This is a genomic window from Streptococcus sp. 3613 (assembly GCF_013277375.1).
Taxonomy (GTDB): domain Bacteria; phylum Bacillota; class Bacilli; order Lactobacillales; family Streptococcaceae; genus Streptococcus; species Streptococcus pseudopneumoniae.
On the sequence record NZ_VMMV01000001.1, the window covers coordinates 13,179 to 30,299 of the forward strand.

The 17,121-nt window shown below is 41.2% G+C and carries 17 protein-coding genes and 1 riboswitch; of the genes, 7 read left to right on the forward strand and 10 right to left on the reverse strand.

The genetic code is table 11. From position 1 onward, the window contains the following. Window positions 1-11 precede the first annotated feature (11 nt). The 6 genes from ruvX to uvrA all read right to left on the reverse strand — a co-directional run bounded on the left by ruvX (window position 12) and on the right by uvrA (window position 5,838). Window positions 12-431 (reverse strand): Holliday junction resolvase RuvX, encoded by a 420-nt coding sequence (ruvX, locus tag HT708_RS00075; protein ID WP_001808830.1) that lies wholly within the window; start codon window positions 429-431, stop codon window positions 12-14. A 3-nt stretch (window positions 432-434) separates the two neighbouring features. Continuing rightward, window positions 435-701, reverse strand: a complete 267-nt coding sequence (locus HT708_RS00080) for an IreB family regulatory phosphoprotein (RefSeq protein ID WP_000507059.1) — start codon at window positions 699-701, stop codon at window positions 435-437. Window positions 702-787: 86 nt separating this feature from the next. Beyond that, window positions 788-1,357 carry an SP0191 family lipoprotein gene (locus tag HT708_RS00085; RefSeq protein ID WP_000725129.1) on the reverse strand — a complete coding sequence of 190 codons (570 nt, stop codon included), beginning with the start codon at window positions 1,355-1,357 and terminating at the stop codon, window positions 788-790. 65 nt (window positions 1,358-1,422) lie between these two features. After that, on the reverse strand, window positions 1,423-1,821 hold the full coding sequence (gene spx, locus HT708_RS00090; protein WP_000591165.1) for a transcriptional regulator Spx: 399 nt from the start codon (window positions 1,819-1,821) through the stop codon (window positions 1,423-1,425). A gap of 131 nt (window positions 1,822-1,952) precedes the next feature. Next, window positions 1,953-3,014, reverse strand: coding sequence for a Xaa-Pro peptidase family protein (locus HT708_RS00095; RefSeq protein ID WP_138008192.1), 1,062 nt, complete (start codon window positions 3,012-3,014; stop codon window positions 1,953-1,955). Continuing rightward, window positions 3,007-5,838 (reverse strand): excinuclease ABC subunit UvrA, encoded by a 2,832-nt coding sequence (gene uvrA / locus HT708_RS00100; RefSeq protein WP_138008193.1) that lies wholly within the window; start codon window positions 5,836-5,838, stop codon window positions 3,007-3,009. Before uvrA ends, HT708_RS00095 begins: the two co-directional genes overlap by 8 nt. Window positions 5,839-5,969: 131 nt before the next feature. Here uvrA and HT708_RS00105 point away from each other — a divergent pair, with 131 nt between their 5' ends. The 3 genes from HT708_RS00105 to HT708_RS00115 all read left to right on the forward strand — a co-directional run bounded on the left by HT708_RS00105 (window position 5,970) and on the right by HT708_RS00115 (window position 8,954). Continuing rightward, on the forward strand, window positions 5,970-6,914 hold the full coding sequence (locus tag HT708_RS00105; RefSeq protein ID WP_000815629.1) for a magnesium transporter CorA family protein: 945 nt from the start codon (window positions 5,970-5,972) through the stop codon (window positions 6,912-6,914). Between the two features lie 11 nt (window positions 6,915-6,925). Continuing rightward, window positions 6,926-7,609 (forward strand): DUF1129 domain-containing protein, encoded by a 684-nt coding sequence (locus HT708_RS00110; RefSeq protein WP_138008194.1) that lies wholly within the window; start codon window positions 6,926-6,928, stop codon window positions 7,607-7,609. A gap of 313 nt (window positions 7,610-7,922) precedes the next feature. Beyond that, complete coding sequence (locus tag HT708_RS00115) at window positions 7,923-8,954, forward strand: S66 peptidase family protein (protein WP_138707690.1); 1,032 nt, start codon at window positions 7,923-7,925, stop codon at window positions 8,952-8,954. Window positions 8,955-9,108: 154 nt separating this feature from the next. On the opposite strand, the gene HT708_RS00120 is transcribed toward HT708_RS00115, so the two are convergent. The 3 genes from HT708_RS00120 to ruvA are packed head-to-tail and all read right to left on the reverse strand — an operon-like array spanning window position 9,109 to window position 10,949. Continuing rightward, entirely contained in the window at window positions 9,109-9,786 is a 678-nt protein-coding gene (locus HT708_RS00120; RefSeq protein ID WP_138705957.1) for a type II CAAX endopeptidase family protein, read from the reverse strand. After that, window positions 9,783-10,346: a DNA-3-methyladenine glycosylase I gene (locus tag HT708_RS00125; RefSeq protein ID WP_138705956.1), complete on the reverse strand. Its 564-nt coding sequence runs from the start codon at window positions 10,344-10,346 to the stop codon at window positions 9,783-9,785. Before HT708_RS00125 ends, HT708_RS00120 begins: the two co-directional genes overlap by 4 nt. 9 nt (window positions 10,347-10,355) lie before the next feature. Beyond that, window positions 10,356-10,949 (reverse strand): Holliday junction branch migration protein RuvA, encoded by a 594-nt coding sequence (gene ruvA, locus HT708_RS00130; RefSeq protein WP_016397224.1) that lies wholly within the window; start codon window positions 10,947-10,949, stop codon window positions 10,356-10,358. 156 nt (window positions 10,950-11,105) lie between these two features. Next, window positions 11,106-11,220: riboswitch (FMN riboswitch) on the forward strand. 134 nt (window positions 11,221-11,354) lie between these two features. Between ruvA and ribD the strand changes: the two genes are divergently transcribed. Genes ribD through ribE (HT708_RS00150) form a run of 4 tightly spaced genes read left to right on the forward strand, consistent with a single transcriptional unit; the run spans window position 11,355 to window position 14,768 of the window. Then, window positions 11,355-12,455 carry a bifunctional diaminohydroxyphosphoribosylaminopyrimidine deaminase/5-amino-6-(5-phosphoribosylamino)uracil reductase RibD gene (ribD, locus tag HT708_RS00135; RefSeq protein ID WP_001284096.1) on the forward strand — a complete coding sequence of 367 codons (1,101 nt, stop codon included), beginning with the start codon at window positions 11,355-11,357 and terminating at the stop codon, window positions 12,453-12,455. Beyond that, window positions 12,440-13,075 (forward strand): riboflavin synthase, encoded by a 636-nt coding sequence (ribE, locus tag HT708_RS00140; protein ID WP_000493842.1) that lies wholly within the window; start codon window positions 12,440-12,442, stop codon window positions 13,073-13,075. Before ribD ends, ribE (HT708_RS00140) begins: the two co-directional genes overlap by 16 nt. 19 nt (window positions 13,076-13,094) lie before the next feature. Beyond that, window positions 13,095-14,300 (forward strand): bifunctional 3,4-dihydroxy-2-butanone-4-phosphate synthase/GTP cyclohydrolase II, encoded by a 1,206-nt coding sequence (locus HT708_RS00145; protein ID WP_031222701.1) that lies wholly within the window; start codon window positions 13,095-13,097, stop codon window positions 14,298-14,300. Then, window positions 14,301-14,768: a 6,7-dimethyl-8-ribityllumazine synthase gene (gene ribE, locus HT708_RS00150; RefSeq protein ID WP_001099497.1), complete on the forward strand. Its 468-nt coding sequence runs from the start codon at window positions 14,301-14,303 to the stop codon at window positions 14,766-14,768. Window positions 14,769-15,092: 324 nt separating this feature from the next. Here ribE (HT708_RS00150) and mutL read toward each other — a convergent pair whose 3' ends face one another. Continuing rightward, the gene (mutL, locus tag HT708_RS00155) at window positions 15,093-17,042 is read right to left on the reverse strand and encodes a DNA mismatch repair endonuclease MutL (protein WP_172925819.1); all 1,950 of its coding nucleotides are present in this window, start codon (window positions 17,040-17,042) and stop codon (window positions 15,093-15,095) included. Window positions 17,043-17,121: the final 79 nt, after the last annotated feature.

Here is a 17,121-nt window from a genome sequence, read left to right on the forward strand (position 1 = left end):
TCTCCTTTATATTAAAATTTTCTATCTAAATAATTTTGTAAAATCAGCTGAGCTGCTAACTTATCAATGACTTTCTTGCGCTTATTGCGACTGATATCTGCTTGTTCAATCAACATACGCTCAGCAGCCACTGTTGTCAAGCGTTCATCCTGATAGTCTACTGGTAAACCAAAAAACTCTTCTAGCTTTGCTCCGTAGGCTTGACTAGCTTCTACGCGCGGTCCGCTTGTATTGTTCATGTTTTTAGGCAGGCCCACTACAAATCGTTCCACCTTGTAAGTATCAACCAGCTCCTTAACGCGGTCAAAACCAAATTGGCCTTGCTCCTCATTGATTTGGATGATTTCAAGCCCTTGAGCTGTAAAACCGAGCGGATCGCTAATGGCCACCCCTACCGTTTTTGAACCGACGTCCAATCCCATAATTCTCATAGGTTACAGATCGACTCCTTGTCCTTTAAGGTAGTAGCGAACCAATTCCTCAACGATTTCATCACGCTCATACTTACGGATTTGATTTCGTGCATTATTATAACGAGGAACGTAGGCAGGGTCTCCACTCAATACGTAACCTACGATTTGGTTAATTGGGTTGTAGCCCTTATCGTTCAACGAAGCATAAACATCTGTCAAAGTTTCGCTAATTTCTTTTTTATTGGAATCGTCCAATTTAAAACGTACGGTTTCTTCAGTAAATCCCATTCTAACACCCTCTTTCCTTAGAATAGTACCATTATAGCATAATTCCTTACCTTCTACAATTCAGGCAGTTTATTTATTTGGATTTTCTATTGTTCTGTCGCACCATTTGCCAATCTGTCTGAAATATATTTGCTTGGTTCATTCTTCAAAAGATTTTCTAAGCCAATATTCTTCAAATATTCTAACTGAGAAGCCTTCTTGACATCCAAAACTTGAAAATCAAAACCAGTCGTTGTTTGAAGTTCTGTTGCACTCAATAGTTTTGTTTCAAGCTTAAATCCTGCTAATTTACGAGCTTCTATGATGGAGTCGTCTTTCTCTTCCGCCTCGAGAAGAGCTTTTTGAGTTTCCTCCACTCCATGTTGGTCAATGTAGGTCTTCAGCTCATCTGAGACTGGACGCTTTTGTTGGATAGTTAGACTCAAAAAAATCTTGTCTTTGTAAGTAATGGTTTGGATCTGCTGGCTACCATCATCTGACTTGGGCAAGACCAAAGTCTTGGTTACAACTGTATTCTTCTCAGCATTTTCAATAACTGGCAATGCCGACTGAAGCGTATCTTTTTCTGTTTTTGTAGCTGGTCCAGTTTCTTTTTTCTGTCCGCAACCAACCAGGACAAAAAGGAAAGCTAGACTAACAAGAACTATTTTTTTCATTTCTTTCTTCTTTCTTTTTGAAATTAAAATAGAATAAGACTGGGAATTGCTCCCAGCCTTGATGTTTATAGAGCTGCACGCAAACGTGCTTCTGCATTTTCTACATTACGGACAGAGCGTGGTAGGAAGGCACGAATATCGTCTTCCTTATAGCCAACTTGCAGGCGTTTTTCATCTACAAGGATTGGGCTCTTTAAAATTCTAGGTGTTTCCATAATCAGATTGAGGACTTCGTTAACACTCAAATCTTCAATATCCACTCCAAGGGCTTTGGCATAGCGATTTTTAGATGAGACGATACTGGCTATTCCGTTATCTGTTTTGGTTAGAATATCCAGTAATTCTTCTCGCGTAATTCCTTCTTTACCAAGGTTTTGTTCTTTATAACTTAACTGGTGGGCATTAAGCCAGGTTTTTGCTTTTTTACAGCTAGTACAACTTGAGACTGTATAAATTTTAATCATGTACCTACCCCTTTCGCTACATGTTACTATCAGTTTAGTCTATTATACCATAAAAAACATCCGACTTGCGACCTATTTTTAATTTTTTTTGACTTTTTTCGTCATTTTCGTACTTTTTTCTTGACAAACAACTAAATGACTATCAACTCTTTTGGAGCTAGGGTCAATAATTCACAACCTGTCTCTGTAATCAGGATATCATCCTCGATACGAACGCCATATTTGCCTTCGATATAGATACCTGGTTCATCGGTCAAGGCCATACCTGCCTTAATAGTTTCTGTAGAAGTTTGGCTAAAGTAAGGCTCTTCATGGATATCCAGTCCAATACCGTGTCCGATACCGTGGGTAAAGTAGTCACCATAGCCTGCCTCGATGATAATATCACGAGGAATTTTGTCAAAGTCACGGAAACCTAAGCCAGCCTTAGCCCGTTCAATCAAGGCTTGGTTAGCTTTTAGAACTGTATTGTAAATCTCTGCTTGCTCGTCGCTGACATGCCCCAGATAGATAGTCCGTGTCATATCACTGACATAGTGGTCGTAGAGGCAACCGAAGTCCATGGTAATAGCTTCTCCTAGCTCCACTGGTTTGTCCATAGGATGGGCATGGGGTTTGGAAGAGTTGATACCGCTAGCTAGGATAGTGTCAAAAGACAAGCCAGATGCTCCCAACTCACGCATACGGAAGTCAAGGAAGTTGGCTATTTCAATCTCTATCTTTCCTGGTTTGATAAAGTCAAGCGCATCGCGGAAAGCTTGGTCTGAGATAGAACAAGCCTTACGAATAGCTGCAATCTCCGCTTCATCCTTAATCATTCGAAGACCTTCGACAAACTGAGTTTGTGGAAGCAAGTCAATTCCTTCAAAGGCGGCCTGCATACGATGATAATAAGAAACTGAAATCTCATCTTCAAAACCGATTCGAGACAAGCCCATGTCCTTAACAATGCCTGCAATGACAGCCAATTCATCACGGTCAGCCACAATCTCAAAACCACTGGTTTCTTGCTTGGCTGCAATGATATAGCGAGAGTCTGTCACCAAGACCTGACGGTCACGGCTGATAAAGACGGTTCCGTTTGAGCCCCAAAAACCAGTCAGGTAATAGACGTTTTTAAGGTTATTGATGATGATACCATCTAGTTCTTTTTCTTGCATTTTAGCTAGAAATGCTTGTACACGTTTATTCATGATGTAACTTTCCTTTCAAATACTGTCCTGTGTAGCTGGCTTCCTTGGCCGCTACTTCTTCTGGAGTTCCTGTTGCGATGATGGTTCCACCGCCGACACCGCCCTCAGGACCCAAGTCAATAATATGGTCTGCTGTCTTGATGACATCCAGATTGTGCTCAATAACAAGGACTGTATTACCGTCGTCTACAAAGCGAGCTAAAACCTTAAGCAAGCGAGCAATATCCTCGGTATGAAGACCTGTCGTCGGCTCATCCAGAATATAGAAAGATTTTCCTGTCGATCGTTTGTGAAGTTCACTAGCCAACTTCATACGCTGGGCTTCTCCTCCAGAAAGGGTGGTAGCTGGTTGCCCTAGCGTCACATATCCCAGTCCCACATCCTTGATGGTCTGAAGTTTGCGCTGAATCTTTGGAATGTGTTGGAAGAATTCTACCGCATCGTTGACGGTCATATCCAAGACCTGCGAGATATTTTTTTCCTTGTAGTGGACTTCTAGGGTTTCACTGTTGTAACGGGTTCCGTGGCAAACTTCACAAGCCACATAAACATCTGGCAAGAAGTGCATCTCAATCTTGATGATCCCATCGCCTGAACAGGCTTCACAGCGACCACCCTTGACGTTGAAACTGAAACGGCCCTTCTTGTAGCCTCGAATCTTGGCTTCGTTTGTCTGGGCAAAAAGGTCACGTATATCGTCAAAAACTCCTGTATAGGTAGCAGGGTTAGACCTTGGCGTTCGTCCGATAGGGCTCTGGTCAATGTCAATCAATCGGTCTACATGCTCAATCCCTGTAATAGTCTTAAATTTACCAGGCTTGTCTGAATTACGGTTGAGCTTCTGGGCAATAGCTTTTTTGAGGATGCTGTTAATTAAGGTCGATTTCCCTGAACCTGACACACCTGTCACCGCGATGAATTTTCCTAGTGGAAAGCGAGCTGTGACATTTTGCAGATTGTTCTCTCGCGCTCCTGTCACTTCGATAAAACGACCATTTCCGACACGTCGCTCTTCTGGTACTGGAATGGCACGTTTGCCTGACAAGTACTGGCCTGTGATAGACTTACTGTTGCGAGCCACCTGTTTGGGCGTACCTGCGGCAACAATCTCCCCACCAAAAACACCGGCACCGGGACCAACGTCAATCAGATAATCAGCCTCACGCATGGTATCTTCGTCATGTTCTACTACTATGAGAGTATTGCCCAAGTCACGCATCTTTTTGAGACTAGCAATCAGACGGTCATTATCCCTCTGGTGGAGACCGATTGACGGCTCATCTAGGATATAGAGGACGCCAGATAGATTGGAACCAATCTGGGTTGCCAAACGAATACGCTGGCTTTCCCCACCTGAAAGGGTTCCTGCTGAACGTGACAGAGTCAGATAATTAAGACCCACGTTATTAAGGAAGGTCAAACGATCCTTGATTTCCTTGAGAATGGGACGAGCAATGATGGCTTCATTTTCAGACAAGGTCAGCTGGCTCACCAAGTCCAAGTGGTCTGCGATAGATAGGTCTGAAATGTCTCCGATATGCGGCCCTTGCTCGCCACCCACACGAACAGACAAGGCCTGGTCATTGAGACGATAGCCGTGACAGGTTCCGCAGGTCAGCTCATTCATGTAGAGACGCATCTGGGTGCGGGTATAATCGCTGTTTGTCTCGTGATAACGACGCTTGATATTATTGATAACTCCCTCAAAAGGAATGTCAATATCGCGCACACCACCAAATTCATTCTCATAGTGGAAATGGAATTCCTTGCCATCTGAGCCGTAGAGAATCAAGTTTTTATCTTCTTCTGACAAGTCCTCAAAAGGCTTATCCATATCCACTCCAAAGGCTGTCATAGCCTGCTCTAGCATGTTGGGATAGTAGTTGGATGAGATAGGATTCCAAGGTGCTAGCGCTCCCTCACGTAAGGTTTTGCTGGCATCTGGCACTACCAAATCAGTATCCACCTCCAACTTGATGCCCAAACCGTCACACTCACTACAAGAGCCAAAAGGAGCATTGAAGGAGAAGAGACGTGGCTCTAACTCTGGAACAGTAAAGCCACAAACTGGGCAGGCATAATGCTCAGAGAAGAGCAACTCCGAATCGTCCATAGTGTCGATAATGACATAGCCTTCTGCGATACGAAGGGCAGCCTCAATGGAATCAAAGAGACGACTACGAATGCCCTCCTTGATGACAATACGGTCAACCACGACATCGATATTGTGTTGCTTGCTCTTGGACAAGTCTGGCACTTCGGTCACATCATAGACTTCCCCATCCACACGGACACGGACATACCCATCTTTCTGAACCTTCTCGATAACACTCTTATGTTGACCTTTTTTCTTGCGGATGACAGGGGCCAAAATCTGCAAGCGCTGGCGTTCAGGTAACTCCAAAACCTTATCAACGATTTGCTCCACCGAAGAAGCCTTGATAGCTCCATGCCCCTTGATACAGTAAGGCGTCCCCACACGTGCGTAGAGAAGACGCAGATAGTCATTGATTTCAGTCGTTGTTCCCACCGTCGAACGAGGGTTTTTGCTAGTCGTTTTCTGGTCGATGGAAATAGCTGGGCTGAGACCATCAATAGCATCTACATCTGGTTTTTCCATATTTCCCAAGAACTGACGAGCGTAGGCGGACAAACTCTCTACATAGCGACGTTGTCCCTCCGCATAGAGGGTATCAAAAGCCAGACTGGACTTCCCTGAACCTGACAAGCCAGTCACGACAACCAACTTGTCTCGCGGAATCTCCACATCAATATTTTTTAAATTATGGGCACGCGCCCCATGAATGACAATTTTATCTTGCATCTTTGTTCTTTCTAGTCCATTATTGCTTACCATTATACCAAAAAAAGTGAGATTCTATTACCCAAAAGGCCGATTTTGTAGTATAATAGTACGGTGTGAAAAAATCTGAAAAATGAGAAAGGATAAGGGATATGAAACAAGTTTTTCTCTCTACAACAACTGAATTTAAAGAGATCGATACGCTTGAACCGGGTACTTGGATCAATCTCGTTAATCCGACTCAAAATGAATCACTCGAAATCGCCAACACCTTCGATATTGATATTGCCGACCTTCGAGCACCGCTCGATGCGGAAGAAATGTCTCGTATTACCATTGAAGACGAGTATACCCTGATTATCGTAGACGTGCCGGTCACGGAGGAAAGAAATAACCGCACCTACTACGTAACCATACCGCTTGGTATTATCATCACTGAGGAAACCATTATCACTACGTGTTTGGAACCACTACCTGTCCTTGATGTCTTTATCAACCGTCGTTTGCGTAATTTCTATACCTTCATGCGTTCGCGTTTTATCTTCCAGATTCTCTATCGCAATGCAGAACTTTACCTAACAGCCCTTCGTTCGATTGACCGTAAGAGTGAACAAATCGAAAGTCAACTGCATCAATCAACTCGTAATGAAGAATTGATTGAGCTCATGGAATTGGAAAAAACTATCGTCTATTTCAAAGCCTCCCTCAAAACAAATGAGCGCGTGATTAAGAAATTGACCAGTTCAACCAGCAATATCAAGAAATACCTTGAGGACGAAGACCTGCTTGAAGACACCCTGATTGAAACCCAACAGGCCATCGAGATGGCAGACATTTATGGAAACGTCTTGCATTCTATGACAGAGACCTTCGCCTCTATCATTTCTAACAACCAGAACAACATCATGAAAACCTTGGCTCTTGTGACCATCGTCATGTCCATCCCAACCATGGTCTTTTCTGCCTACGGGATGAACTTTAAGGATAATGAAATCCCCCTAAACGGAGAGCCAAATGCCTTCTGGTTAATCGTCTTTATCGCCTTTGCTATGAGTGTCTCGCTCACTCTCTATCTCATCCATAAAAAATGGTTCTAAGAGGAGTTCCTATGTCTCAGATTGATCTACAAAAATTAACTAAGAAAAACCAAGAGTTTGTCCACATTGCTACCCAACAATTCATCAAAGATGGGAAAACAGACGCTGAAATCCAGACTATTTTTGAGGAAGTCATTCCCCAAATCCTTGAGGAGCAATCTAAAGGTACAACTGCCCGTTCCCTATACGGCGCACCAACTCATTGGGCTCATAGCTTCACTGTCAAAGAGCAGTACGAAAAAGAGCATCCAAAAGAAAATGATGATCCAAAACTCATGATTATGGACTCAGCTCTTTTCATCACTAGCCTCTTTGCCCTCGTCAGCGCCCTCACAACTTTCTTTGCTGCAGATCAAGCTTTCGGCTATGGATTTGTCACTCTCTTATTAGTTGGACTGGTTGGTGGATTTGCCTTCTACTTGATGTACTACTTTGTTTACCAATATTATGGACCAGACATGGATCGCAGTCAACGCCCGCCTTTCTGGAAATCTGTACTAGTTATCCTAGCTTCTATGTTCCTTTGGTTGCTTGTCTTCTTTGCAACAAGCTTCCTACCAGCTAGCCTTAACCCAGTACTGGCTCCATTGCCATTGGCTATTATCGGAGCAGCCCTCCTAGCCCTTCGCTTCTATCTCAAGAAACGCTTGAATATCCGCAGCGCAAGTGCAGGACCAACACGCTATCAAGAATAAGAAAACGATAAAAGCAACTGCAGGTGCGGTTGCTTTTTCACTTACTTTTTTGATTTTAAAGTATTCTTCTGACATCCACATAGCTCTATCTAATCTTTTGTGATAAAATAGGCTCATACTCAATGAAAATCAAAGAGCAAACTAGGAAGCTAGCTGCAGGTTGCTCAAAGCACAGCTTTGAGGTTGCAAATAAAACTGACGTGGTTTGAAGAGATTTTCGAAGAGTATTAAAAGTATTCTTCTGAAATCCCACATAGCTTTCTCTTATATTTTGTGATAAAATAGGCTCAATCTATTTCTAGGAGGATCAGATATGATTTCTACTATTGGTATTGTTAGTTTATCTAGTGGCATTATCGGAGAGGACTTTGTCAAACACGAAGTAGACTTGGGTATCCAACGTCTCAAGGATCTGGGACTCAATCCTATCTTTTTGCCCCATTCGTTAAAAGGATTAGACTTTATCAAGGACCATCCTGAAGCGCGTGCAGAGGATTTGATTCATGCCTTTTCTGATGATAGCATCGATATGATCCTATGTGCCATCGGTGGAGACGATACATATCGCTTACTACCTTATCTTTTTGAAAATGACCAACTCCAAAAGGTTATCAAACAAAAAATTTTTCTTGGCTTCTCGGATACAACCATGAACCACCTCATGTTGCATAAATTAGGAATCAAGACTTTTTATGGTCAATCCTTTTTAGCAGACATTTGTGAATTAGACAAAGAAATGCTAGCCTATAGCCTTCACTACTTTAAAGAATTGATTGAGACGGGAAGAATTTCAGAAATCCGCCCTAGTGACGTTTGGTATGAGGAACGAACTGATTTTAGTCCCACGGCCCTGGGAACACCTCGTGTCAGTCATACAAATACAGGTTTTGACTTGTTGCAAGGAAGTGCCCAGTTCGAGGGGAAAATCCTCGGTGGTTGCCTCGAATCCCTCTACGATATCTTTGACAACTCTCGATACGCAGATAGCACGGAGCTCTGCCAAAAATACAAACTTTTCCCTGACTTGTCAGACTGGGAAGGGAAAATCCTCTTGCTCGAAACAAGCGAAGAAAAGCCTAAGACAGAAGACTTCAAAAAGATGTTGCTAACTTTAAAGGACACTGGCATATTCGCGGTCATCAATGGACTCTTGGTCGGAAAACCTATGGATGAAACTTTCCATGATGACTATAAAGAGGCACTATTGGATATCATTGACAGCAATATCCCGATTGTCTATAATCTGAATGTCGGCCACGCAACTCCAAGAGCAATTGTACCCTTTGGGGTCCATGCTCATGTAGATGCACAGGAACAAGTCATTCGCTTTGACTATAACAAATAAAGCTGGGAAAAGTTTCTCAGCTTTTTTCTCGGTATCATTACTGGCATTTTCATCACATATTACAGCAAATTGAAACTAGAATAGTACACCTCTACTTCTAAAACATTGTTAGAAATCGATTTGACTGTCCTGATCGATTTGTCCTGTTCTTATTTCATTTCTCTATACTGATAGCTAAAATGATTAAGGAGAGGCTGTTGCTTAACATGTGAACAAGTAGGGGATAGTAGATATTCTCCTTTTCTTTCACAAAAATAATAGAAAGGGCAAGACCAGCACCTAGATAACCGACTGCACCAACCCACTCGGACAAATCCAAGCTGTGCATATGAGTTAAGGCAAAAGCAAATCCGACTATAAAGATACTCAGCCAAGTTGGCAGACTTTTTCTTAAATATCTCAATAGAGTTTGACGAAAAATTAATTCTTCTACCAGAGGTCCAATAACACAAGCAAAAACAGCTATCAGTAGTGGTTGTTCTTGAAAGGCACTTTGAATATTCGACTGGTTTAGACCTTGTCCATCTAGTCCCACAAACTGCTTCAACATCTCTGATACAAATTCAAAGACAACAGTCATCAGAATGAGAAAGAGCCATCCTGTTAAGACGCCCAAGAAGAATTTTCTTTTAGTCTTTCTAATCTCCTTCCATTGTTGGATCAATCTATCCTTAAACAAGAAGGAGCCATATAAAGCTAAAACTACATAAACAAGATAATTTGCAATGACATATGGCATTAAAGAAGCCAGCAATTTAACGCCATCAAACACAAAGAGGACTGTATAGAGAATCGCAAAAATCAGAATTTCCTTATTTTTGTTAGACATCATTTAAGACCTTTCCACTCACAATCATTCTCGTGATCATCAACTAGCCCTGCAGCCTGTAGAAAAGACAATACGGCGACTGGGCCTGTGAACTTGAAGCCTCGTTTTTTGAGATCTTTGGCTAATTTCTCAGATAAGGGTGTTTTAGCTGGGGCTTGGCGATAATCAGGAACATCATTAACAATAGTTTTCCAATCAACAAAGGACCAAAGATAGGCATCAAAAGAGCCATATTCTGCCTGTAACCGTAGAAAGGCTTGGGCGTTAGCGCGTGTAGCAAAAATCTTGGCTCTATTTCGAATGATGGCTGGATTCTCCAGCATGGCTTCCAATTCGGTGTCTGTCATCTCTGCGACCGCTTGAATTTGATAGCCATGAAAGACTTCTCGGAAAGCTTGGCGTTTGTTGAGCACCGTTTCCCAAGACAGGCCTGCCTGATAGGTCTCCATACACAACAACTCAAATAATGCTTGATCATCATGGAGGGGCTGGCCCCACTCCTTATCATGATAGGCGATGTAGAGCGAGTTGGTCATCTTGACCCACGAACAACGTTTTGTCATGCTCTGCTCCTATTTGACCAACATTTTAAGAGCCAACTTGATATAGTTCTCAGCTGTATCTGTCGTTCCTTCAAAGAATTTCTTGATTTTCTTGAGCTCTGTTGCCTTGTAGCCCAGAGCCAACATGGCTTCCATAGCTTCTTCCAATTCTTGGTTTTCAGCACTTGCTTGCACTGCGACCTTGGCAGGAAGGTCATCTCCTGCAACTACTACCTTGCCTTCCAAGTCCAGCACCATCTGCTGGGCTGTTTTCTTGCCAATTTTAGGGAATTTGGTCAAGTAGGTGATGTTCTTAGTTTCAATGGCTTGAACCAAGCCAGCATTGTCATCAGCAGCGATAATAGCAAGAGCTGATACAGGACCAATCCCAGAGACCGAAATCAGACTAAGAAAGAGCTTTTTCTCATCCTCTGAGCGAAATCCATAAAGCAAATGGGCGTCCTCACGAACAACCTGATGCACATAAATCTGAGCCTCCTGATTAACCTGACCTGAATAGGCATAAGGATTGGCCACATGCAGGATATAACCAATACCATTGGTTTCAAGAACAATGTATTTGGCAGTAATTTTGGTAATGATTCCTTTTAAATATGCGTACATAGTGTTCCTTCTCTCTTATTTCGTTTATCTAGTATATCATATTTTCTTTATCCGAGGAGCGAGAATCGATTATCACAAATACAGTATATCAAAAATAATCTGTATTTATCTGTTGACATATTCAAAATTAAGTACTATAATCATCTGTAATTGAATAACTATCTTCAGGGCAGGGTGCAATTCCCTACCGGTGGTATAGCCCACGAGCCGAAAGGCATGATTTGGTGAAATTCCAAAGCCGACAGTATAGTCTGGATGAAAGAAGATAAAAGTATATTTGTGCTTTTTGCGTGCTCTGAAATGATTACTTGTCATTTCAGAGCATTTTTGTTAATCGCATAAGTTTTCTTTTGTATGCCTTGAGTAGTCCCCTATTCAAGGTATATTTTTTTTGGAGGTAGTGAGATGAGCGATTCAAAATATATGAAATTAGCAATAAAACTGGCACAAAAAGGGGCTGGTTACGTCAATCCCAATCCTATGGTCGGCGCAGTTATTGTAAAAGATAATCACATCATCGGACAAGGTTATCATGAGTTTTTTGGTGGCCCACATGCTGAGAGAAATGCTCTTAAAAACTGTAGAGAATCCCCTGTCGGAGCGACGCTTTATGTAACACTTGAACCCTGTTGTCACTTCGGGAAAACACCTCCCTGTATAGATGCTATAATCGATAGTGGTATTACAAGAGTAGTCATTGGAAGCCTAGACTGTAATCCTATTGTATCTGGAAAAGGAGTAAAGATACTTGAGGAAAATAATCTTCAAGTTACTGTTGGAATTTTAGAAAATGAGTGTCTTAACTTAATAAAAAGTTTTAGAAAGTATATTACCCAGCATGTACCCTATGTTTTTATGAAATATGCAATGTCAATGGATGGAAAAATAGCCACTAAAACAAATCAATCCAAATGGATTACTGAAGAAGAAGCAAGAAAGCATGTGCATCAGTTACGACACCATGTTAGTGCAATTATGGTGGGAGTCAATACTGTTATTCAAGACGATCCTTTGCTGACATGTAGATTGGAGGAAGGGAAAAATCCTATCCGTATCATATGCGATACACATTTACGAACTCCTCTTACCTCTAAAATCGTAAAAACAGCAAATGATATTAAAACTTACATTGCCACTTCCTCTGAAGACAAAAATAAAATGAAGCTATATCAAAATCATGGCTGTGAAATACTTTCCATAAAGAAAAAAGGCAATCATATAGACTTATCGAGTTTAATGCAACATCTAGGAAACATGCAGATTGATAGCCTAGTTCTAGAAGGGGGCAGTCTAATGAATTGGAGTGCTTTGGAACAACAAATTGTTGATGAGCTGAAAATATATATTGCACCAAAAATTTTTGGAGGCAGTGCCAAGTTTCCTGTCGGAGGTGAAGGCATTTCTTTGCCAAATGACGCTATTAGATTGAAACCTTATGCTTTTTCTCAAATAGGAAATGACTATCTCATAGAAAGTGAAGTGATTTATCCATGTTCACAGGAATAATTGAAGAAATCGGAAAAGTTGAAAGAATACAGAAAGACTCTCGTAATTGTAAACTATCAATTAAAGCCTCAAAAATATTAACGGATATCCATTTAGGCGATAGTATAGCAGTAAATGGTATCTGTCTTACAGTTACTCATTTCAATCATCAATCCTTTACAGTTGATGTAATGAATGAAACATGGAGTCGAACAGCTCTTACTCTATTAAAACATGGAAGTGAGGTGAATCTAGAAAGAGCCTTATCTGTCAACGGTCGACTTGGGGGTCACGTCGTTACAGGACACATTGATGGTACAGGAAAAATCTCGTCAATAAAAAAAGATGATAATGCTGTATGGTATCAAATCAACACACAAAAAGAAATTTTAGATTTAATAGTTGAAAAAGGATCTATTACAATTGACGGCATTAGTCTGACTGTCGCTAAAGTCTCCAAAGTAAACTTTTCAGTATCTGTTATCCCTCATACCTTGGAACAAACCATTCTTAAGAGTAAACAAGTCGGGAGTACAGTAAATCTTGAAAATGATATCTTAGGTAAATATGTGCAAAAACTGATGGATAATTCTCCAAAATCAGAAATATCTAAGGAACTATTATATCAAAATGGATTTTAGCAGAAAGGATAATCAGTCAATGGAATATCGAAAAATACAAGAAGCATTAGAAGCATTGCAGAAGGGACGACTTGTTCTTGTTATAGACGATAAGGATAGAGAAAATGAAGGAGACTTAATTTGTTCTGCACAAGCAGCTACAACAGAAAATGTTAATTTTATGGCTACTTATGCCAAAGGATTAATTTGTATGCCTATGAGCGAAAGTTTAGCTAATCAATTAATGCTTTCACCTATGGTTGAAAACAATACAGATAATCATAAGACTGCTTTTACAGTTTCAATTGATTATAAAGAAACGACCACAGGTATTTCTGCCGAGGAAAGAGGACTGACCGCACGTATGTGTGTAGCTGAAGATATAACACCCTCTGATTTTCGCAGGCCAGGACACATGTTTCCTTTAATTGCAAAAAAAGGTGGTGTTCTAGAAAGAAATGGACACACAGAAGCAACTGTTGATTTATTAAAATTAGCTGGACTAAAAGAGTGTGGCCTATGTTGTGAAATAATGAATCATGATGGCAAAATGATGAGAACAGATGATTTAATTCAGTTCTCGAAGAAACACAAGATTCCACTAATTACCATCAAAGAATTACAAGAATATAGAAAAGTATATGATCAGCTGGTAGAACGAGTTTCAACTGTCAATATGCCTACTAGATACGGTAATTTCAAAGCAATTAGCTATATAGATAAACTAAATGGGGAACATCATCTTGCTCTTATTATGGGAAACATAGAGGATGAAGCCAATGTATTATGTCGGGTCCACTCCGAATGTTTAACAGGAGATGTTTTAGGCTCTTTACGTTGCGATTGTGGACAGCAATTCGATAAAGCTATGAAAATGATTGTTGAGAATGGTTCGGGTGTCTTACTTTACTTGCGACAGGAGGGACGAGGAATTGGACTTATCAATAAATTAAAAGCCTATCATTTACAAGATCAAGGCATGGATACGCTTGATGCCAATCTTGCATTAGGCTTTGAAGGTGATTTAAGAGAATATCATATTGGAGCACAAATGCTTAAAGACCTAGGACTACAGTCACTACATTTACTGACAAATAATCCTGACAAAGTTGAACAGTTAGAAAAATATGGAATTACCATTTCCAGTAGAATACCAATCGAAATAGAAGCCAATCCTTACGATAGTTTTTATTTAGAAACAAAGAAAAATCGAATGGGTCACATTTTAAATATGGAGGAAAAATAAATGAACACTTATGAAGGTAATTTAGTAGCGAACGATATTAAAATCGGTATTGTTGTAGCGAGATTTAATGAATTTATAACTTCAAAATTATTATCTGGAGCACTGGATAATCTCAAAAGAGAGAATGTAAACGAGAAAGATATCGAGGTAGCCTGGGTTCCAGGAGCTTTTGAAATACCTCTGATTGCATCAAAAATGGCAAAAAGTAAAAAATATGATGCAATTATCTGCTTGGGAGCTGTCATTAGAGGGAATACAAGTCATTATGATTATGTATGTAGCGAGGTATCTAAGGGAATCGCCCAAATCAGTTTAAATAGCGAAATCCCAGTTATGTTTGGTGTGCTAACGACAGATACAATTGAACAAGCCATAGAACGAGCTGGCACTAAAGCAGGAAATAAGGGTTCTGAGTGTGCACAAGGCGCTATTGAAATGGTCAACCTAATTCGTACATTAGACGCATAGAACAGACTCTACTTTTAGACGAATAAAGAAACTTGGCAAAATCGCAATTTAATACTCTGTGAAAATCATAGAGCAAACTAGGAAACCAGTCGCAGAGTGGTAAAACACAACTTCGATGTTACAGACAAAACTAGCAAAATTAGCTCAAAACACTGTTTTGAGATTACTGATAAAACTGACATGGTTTGAAGAGATTTTCGAAAAGAATTAGGAAAAAATGAAGTAAATATTTCTATGATAAAACGCATAAAATCAAGGTTTTTGAACACCTGATTTTATGCGTTTTTCTGATTTTGAACATTTTTCCCAGACTTTTTTATACTTTTAATATTTCCCCAACTCACGGAGACTGGTGTGATTTTCCTGAATACGTCGGAACATCTTTTCCATATCCGACTTGGTAAAATGCACCAAAACAGGACGTCCGTGAGGACAGTTATAGGGATTGTCACATTGAGAAAGCTGATAGAGGAGTTGTCTAGCTGAATGATCATCAATACGATAATTGGCCTTGATAGATCGCTTGCAAGACATCATGATAGCCAGCTCTGCTCGGTATTTCTTGATAGAAACTTCCTTGGTCAAAAGGAGCATGTCGCACATCTCATAGATGCCTGATTCAATCTCTTCTTCTGCCATCCAAATAGGATGTTCACGTAGAATAAATTGATTTTCTCCGTACTCTGCTAGAAAGACGCCCACTTCCTCTAAGAGAGGCATTCTTTCCTTGAGACGCAGGGCATCATCCGCAGGAAATTCAAAGATATAGGGCACTAGGAGTTGCTGCTGGCTCTGGTCAACATTGCCAATGCTTTCACGGTACTCCTCGTACTTGACCCGTTCCTGAGCAGCGTGCTGATCTATGATGTAAAGTCCATCTCGCCCTTGGGCAAAGAGATAAGTCCCGTGCATTTGTCCGAAAAACTCCAACTCTGGGAAGCTGGATGCTTCTTCTCGCTCCAGTTTGTCATAAGCCTTATCGATGCTAGCAAGATCTAACTCTGGATGGTCTAGCTGGTCGTAGTTAGCAGGCTTTCTCTCTGCAAAATGCAGTTTTGCTGGCTTGGTCAATCGGTCCAAGGTTTCCTTGGCAAACAGGGTCAAATCCTGCCCTTCATCAGTCAATTCTACCTGATAATCAGCCACCTCAGCTTGACTAGGTATTGTCGGCTCAGCTTTCTCATAGTAGAGCGTATTTTCTTTGAGTGGGAGAATGGTCTGCTCCACCTTCTCACGATTACGCACGGTCGATTTGGCAAGATTTTCCAAGGCATCTGGAATCAAGGTTTGTTCCTTGAGACTATTTGCAATAGCTTCTGAGACCAACGTCATCAGTTCTTTTTCCTTGGAAATCCGCACCTCTTGCTTGGTTGGATGCACATTGACATCCGCTAGATAAGGGTCGATATCAATGTGAATGACAGCCAGCGGAAAACGCCCCACCATGAGCTTACTGCCATAGCCGTCAAGAATTGCACGATTGAGCAGGAAGTTCTTGATATAACGGCCATTGATGAAGAGGCTGATATAATTGCGGTTAGCCCGAGTCAACTCAGGCAAGGACACAAAACCTGAAATTTCGAAATCTAGGTCAGAGTTCTCAATTTCAATCATCTTCTTGGCACTCGCCAAACCGTAAATTCCTGCGATTGCTTGGCGCAATTGACCAGTCCCTGCTGTCCGCGTCATTTCCTTGCCATCACTAATCAAGCTAAAAGAAATCTCAGGATGGGCCAAGCCCAGACGGTTGACGATATCAATGATATGAGACAACTCTGCTTGCTGGCTCTTCATATACTTGAGACGGGCAGGCGTGTTGAAAAAGAGATCCTCCACACAAACCTTGGTTCCCACAGGACTAGTCGCTGGGATGACTTCCTCAACTTCACCCCCACGCGCGACGAGCTTGGTTCCGTGACTTGCGCCCTCAACTGCTGTCAAAAGAGTTAAAACGCTGACGGACGCAATAGAAGGCAAGGCTTCACCACGAAAACCAAGCGTCCGAATCCGAAAGAGGTCTGCTTGATTTTTTATCTTACTAGTCGCATGACGACGCAGAGCCAGCTCCACCTCATCGTGGGCAATTCCATGACCATTATCTGTGATTTGGATTTTCTTGAGACCAGCTTCCTCAATCTCAATGATAATCTGACTAGAGCCCGCATCAATGGCATTTTCTACCAGCTCCTTAACAACGCTAGCTGGACGCTCGATAACCTCTCCAGCTGCAATCTGGTTTGCCAGCACCTCTGGCAATTCAATAATATGAGACATCTTTCAGCCCCTTTCCGTATCTATTTTCCTAGAAATTGATAGTGCTATTATACCATATTTCAGAAAGGACAGAAAAGCA

Coding starts and splice junctions, on each gene's coding strand:
- ruvX (WP_001808830.1), bottom strand. CDS start 431: ATGAGAATTATGGGATTGGACGTCGGTTCAAAAACGGTAGGGGTGGCC.
- HT708_RS00080 (WP_000507059.1), bottom strand. CDS start 701: ATGGGATTTACTGAAGAAACCGTACGTTTTAAATTGGACGATTCCAAT.
- HT708_RS00085 (WP_000725129.1), bottom strand. CDS start 1,357: ATGAAAAAAATAGTTCTTGTTAGTCTAGCTTTCCTTTTTGTCCTGGTT.
- spx (WP_000591165.1), bottom strand. CDS start 1,821: ATGATTAAAATTTATACAGTCTCAAGTTGTACTAGCTGTAAAAAAGCA.
- HT708_RS00095 (WP_138008192.1), bottom strand. CDS start 3,014: ATGAATAAACGTGTACAAGCATTTCTAGCTAAAATGCAAGAAAAAGAA.
- uvrA (WP_138008193.1), bottom strand. CDS start 5,838: ATGCAAGATAAAATTGTCATTCATGGGGCGCGTGCCCATAATTTAAAA.
- HT708_RS00105 (WP_000815629.1), top strand. CDS start 5,970: ATGAAACAAGTTTTTCTCTCTACAACAACTGAATTTAAAGAGATCGAT.
- HT708_RS00110 (WP_138008194.1), top strand. CDS start 6,926: ATGTCTCAGATTGATCTACAAAAATTAACTAAGAAAAACCAAGAGTTT.
- HT708_RS00115 (WP_138707690.1), top strand. CDS start 7,923: ATGATTTCTACTATTGGTATTGTTAGTTTATCTAGTGGCATTATCGGA.
- HT708_RS00120 (WP_138705957.1), bottom strand. CDS start 9,786: ATGATGTCTAACAAAAATAAGGAAATTCTGATTTTTGCGATTCTCTAT.
- HT708_RS00125 (WP_138705956.1), bottom strand. CDS start 10,346: ATGACAAAACGTTGTTCGTGGGTCAAGATGACCAACTCGCTCTACATC.
- ruvA (WP_016397224.1), bottom strand. CDS start 10,949: ATGTACGCATATTTAAAAGGAATCATTACCAAAATTACTGCCAAATAC.
- ribD (WP_001284096.1), top strand. CDS start 11,355: ATGAGCGATTCAAAATATATGAAATTAGCAATAAAACTGGCACAAAAA.
- ribE (WP_000493842.1), top strand. CDS start 12,440: ATGTTCACAGGAATAATTGAAGAAATCGGAAAAGTTGAAAGAATACAG.
- HT708_RS00145 (WP_031222701.1), top strand. CDS start 13,095: ATGGAATATCGAAAAATACAAGAAGCATTAGAAGCATTGCAGAAGGGA.
- ribE (WP_001099497.1), top strand. CDS start 14,301: ATGAACACTTATGAAGGTAATTTAGTAGCGAACGATATTAAAATCGGT.
- mutL (WP_172925819.1), bottom strand. CDS start 17,042: ATGTCTCATATTATTGAATTGCCAGAGGTGCTGGCAAACCAGATTGCA.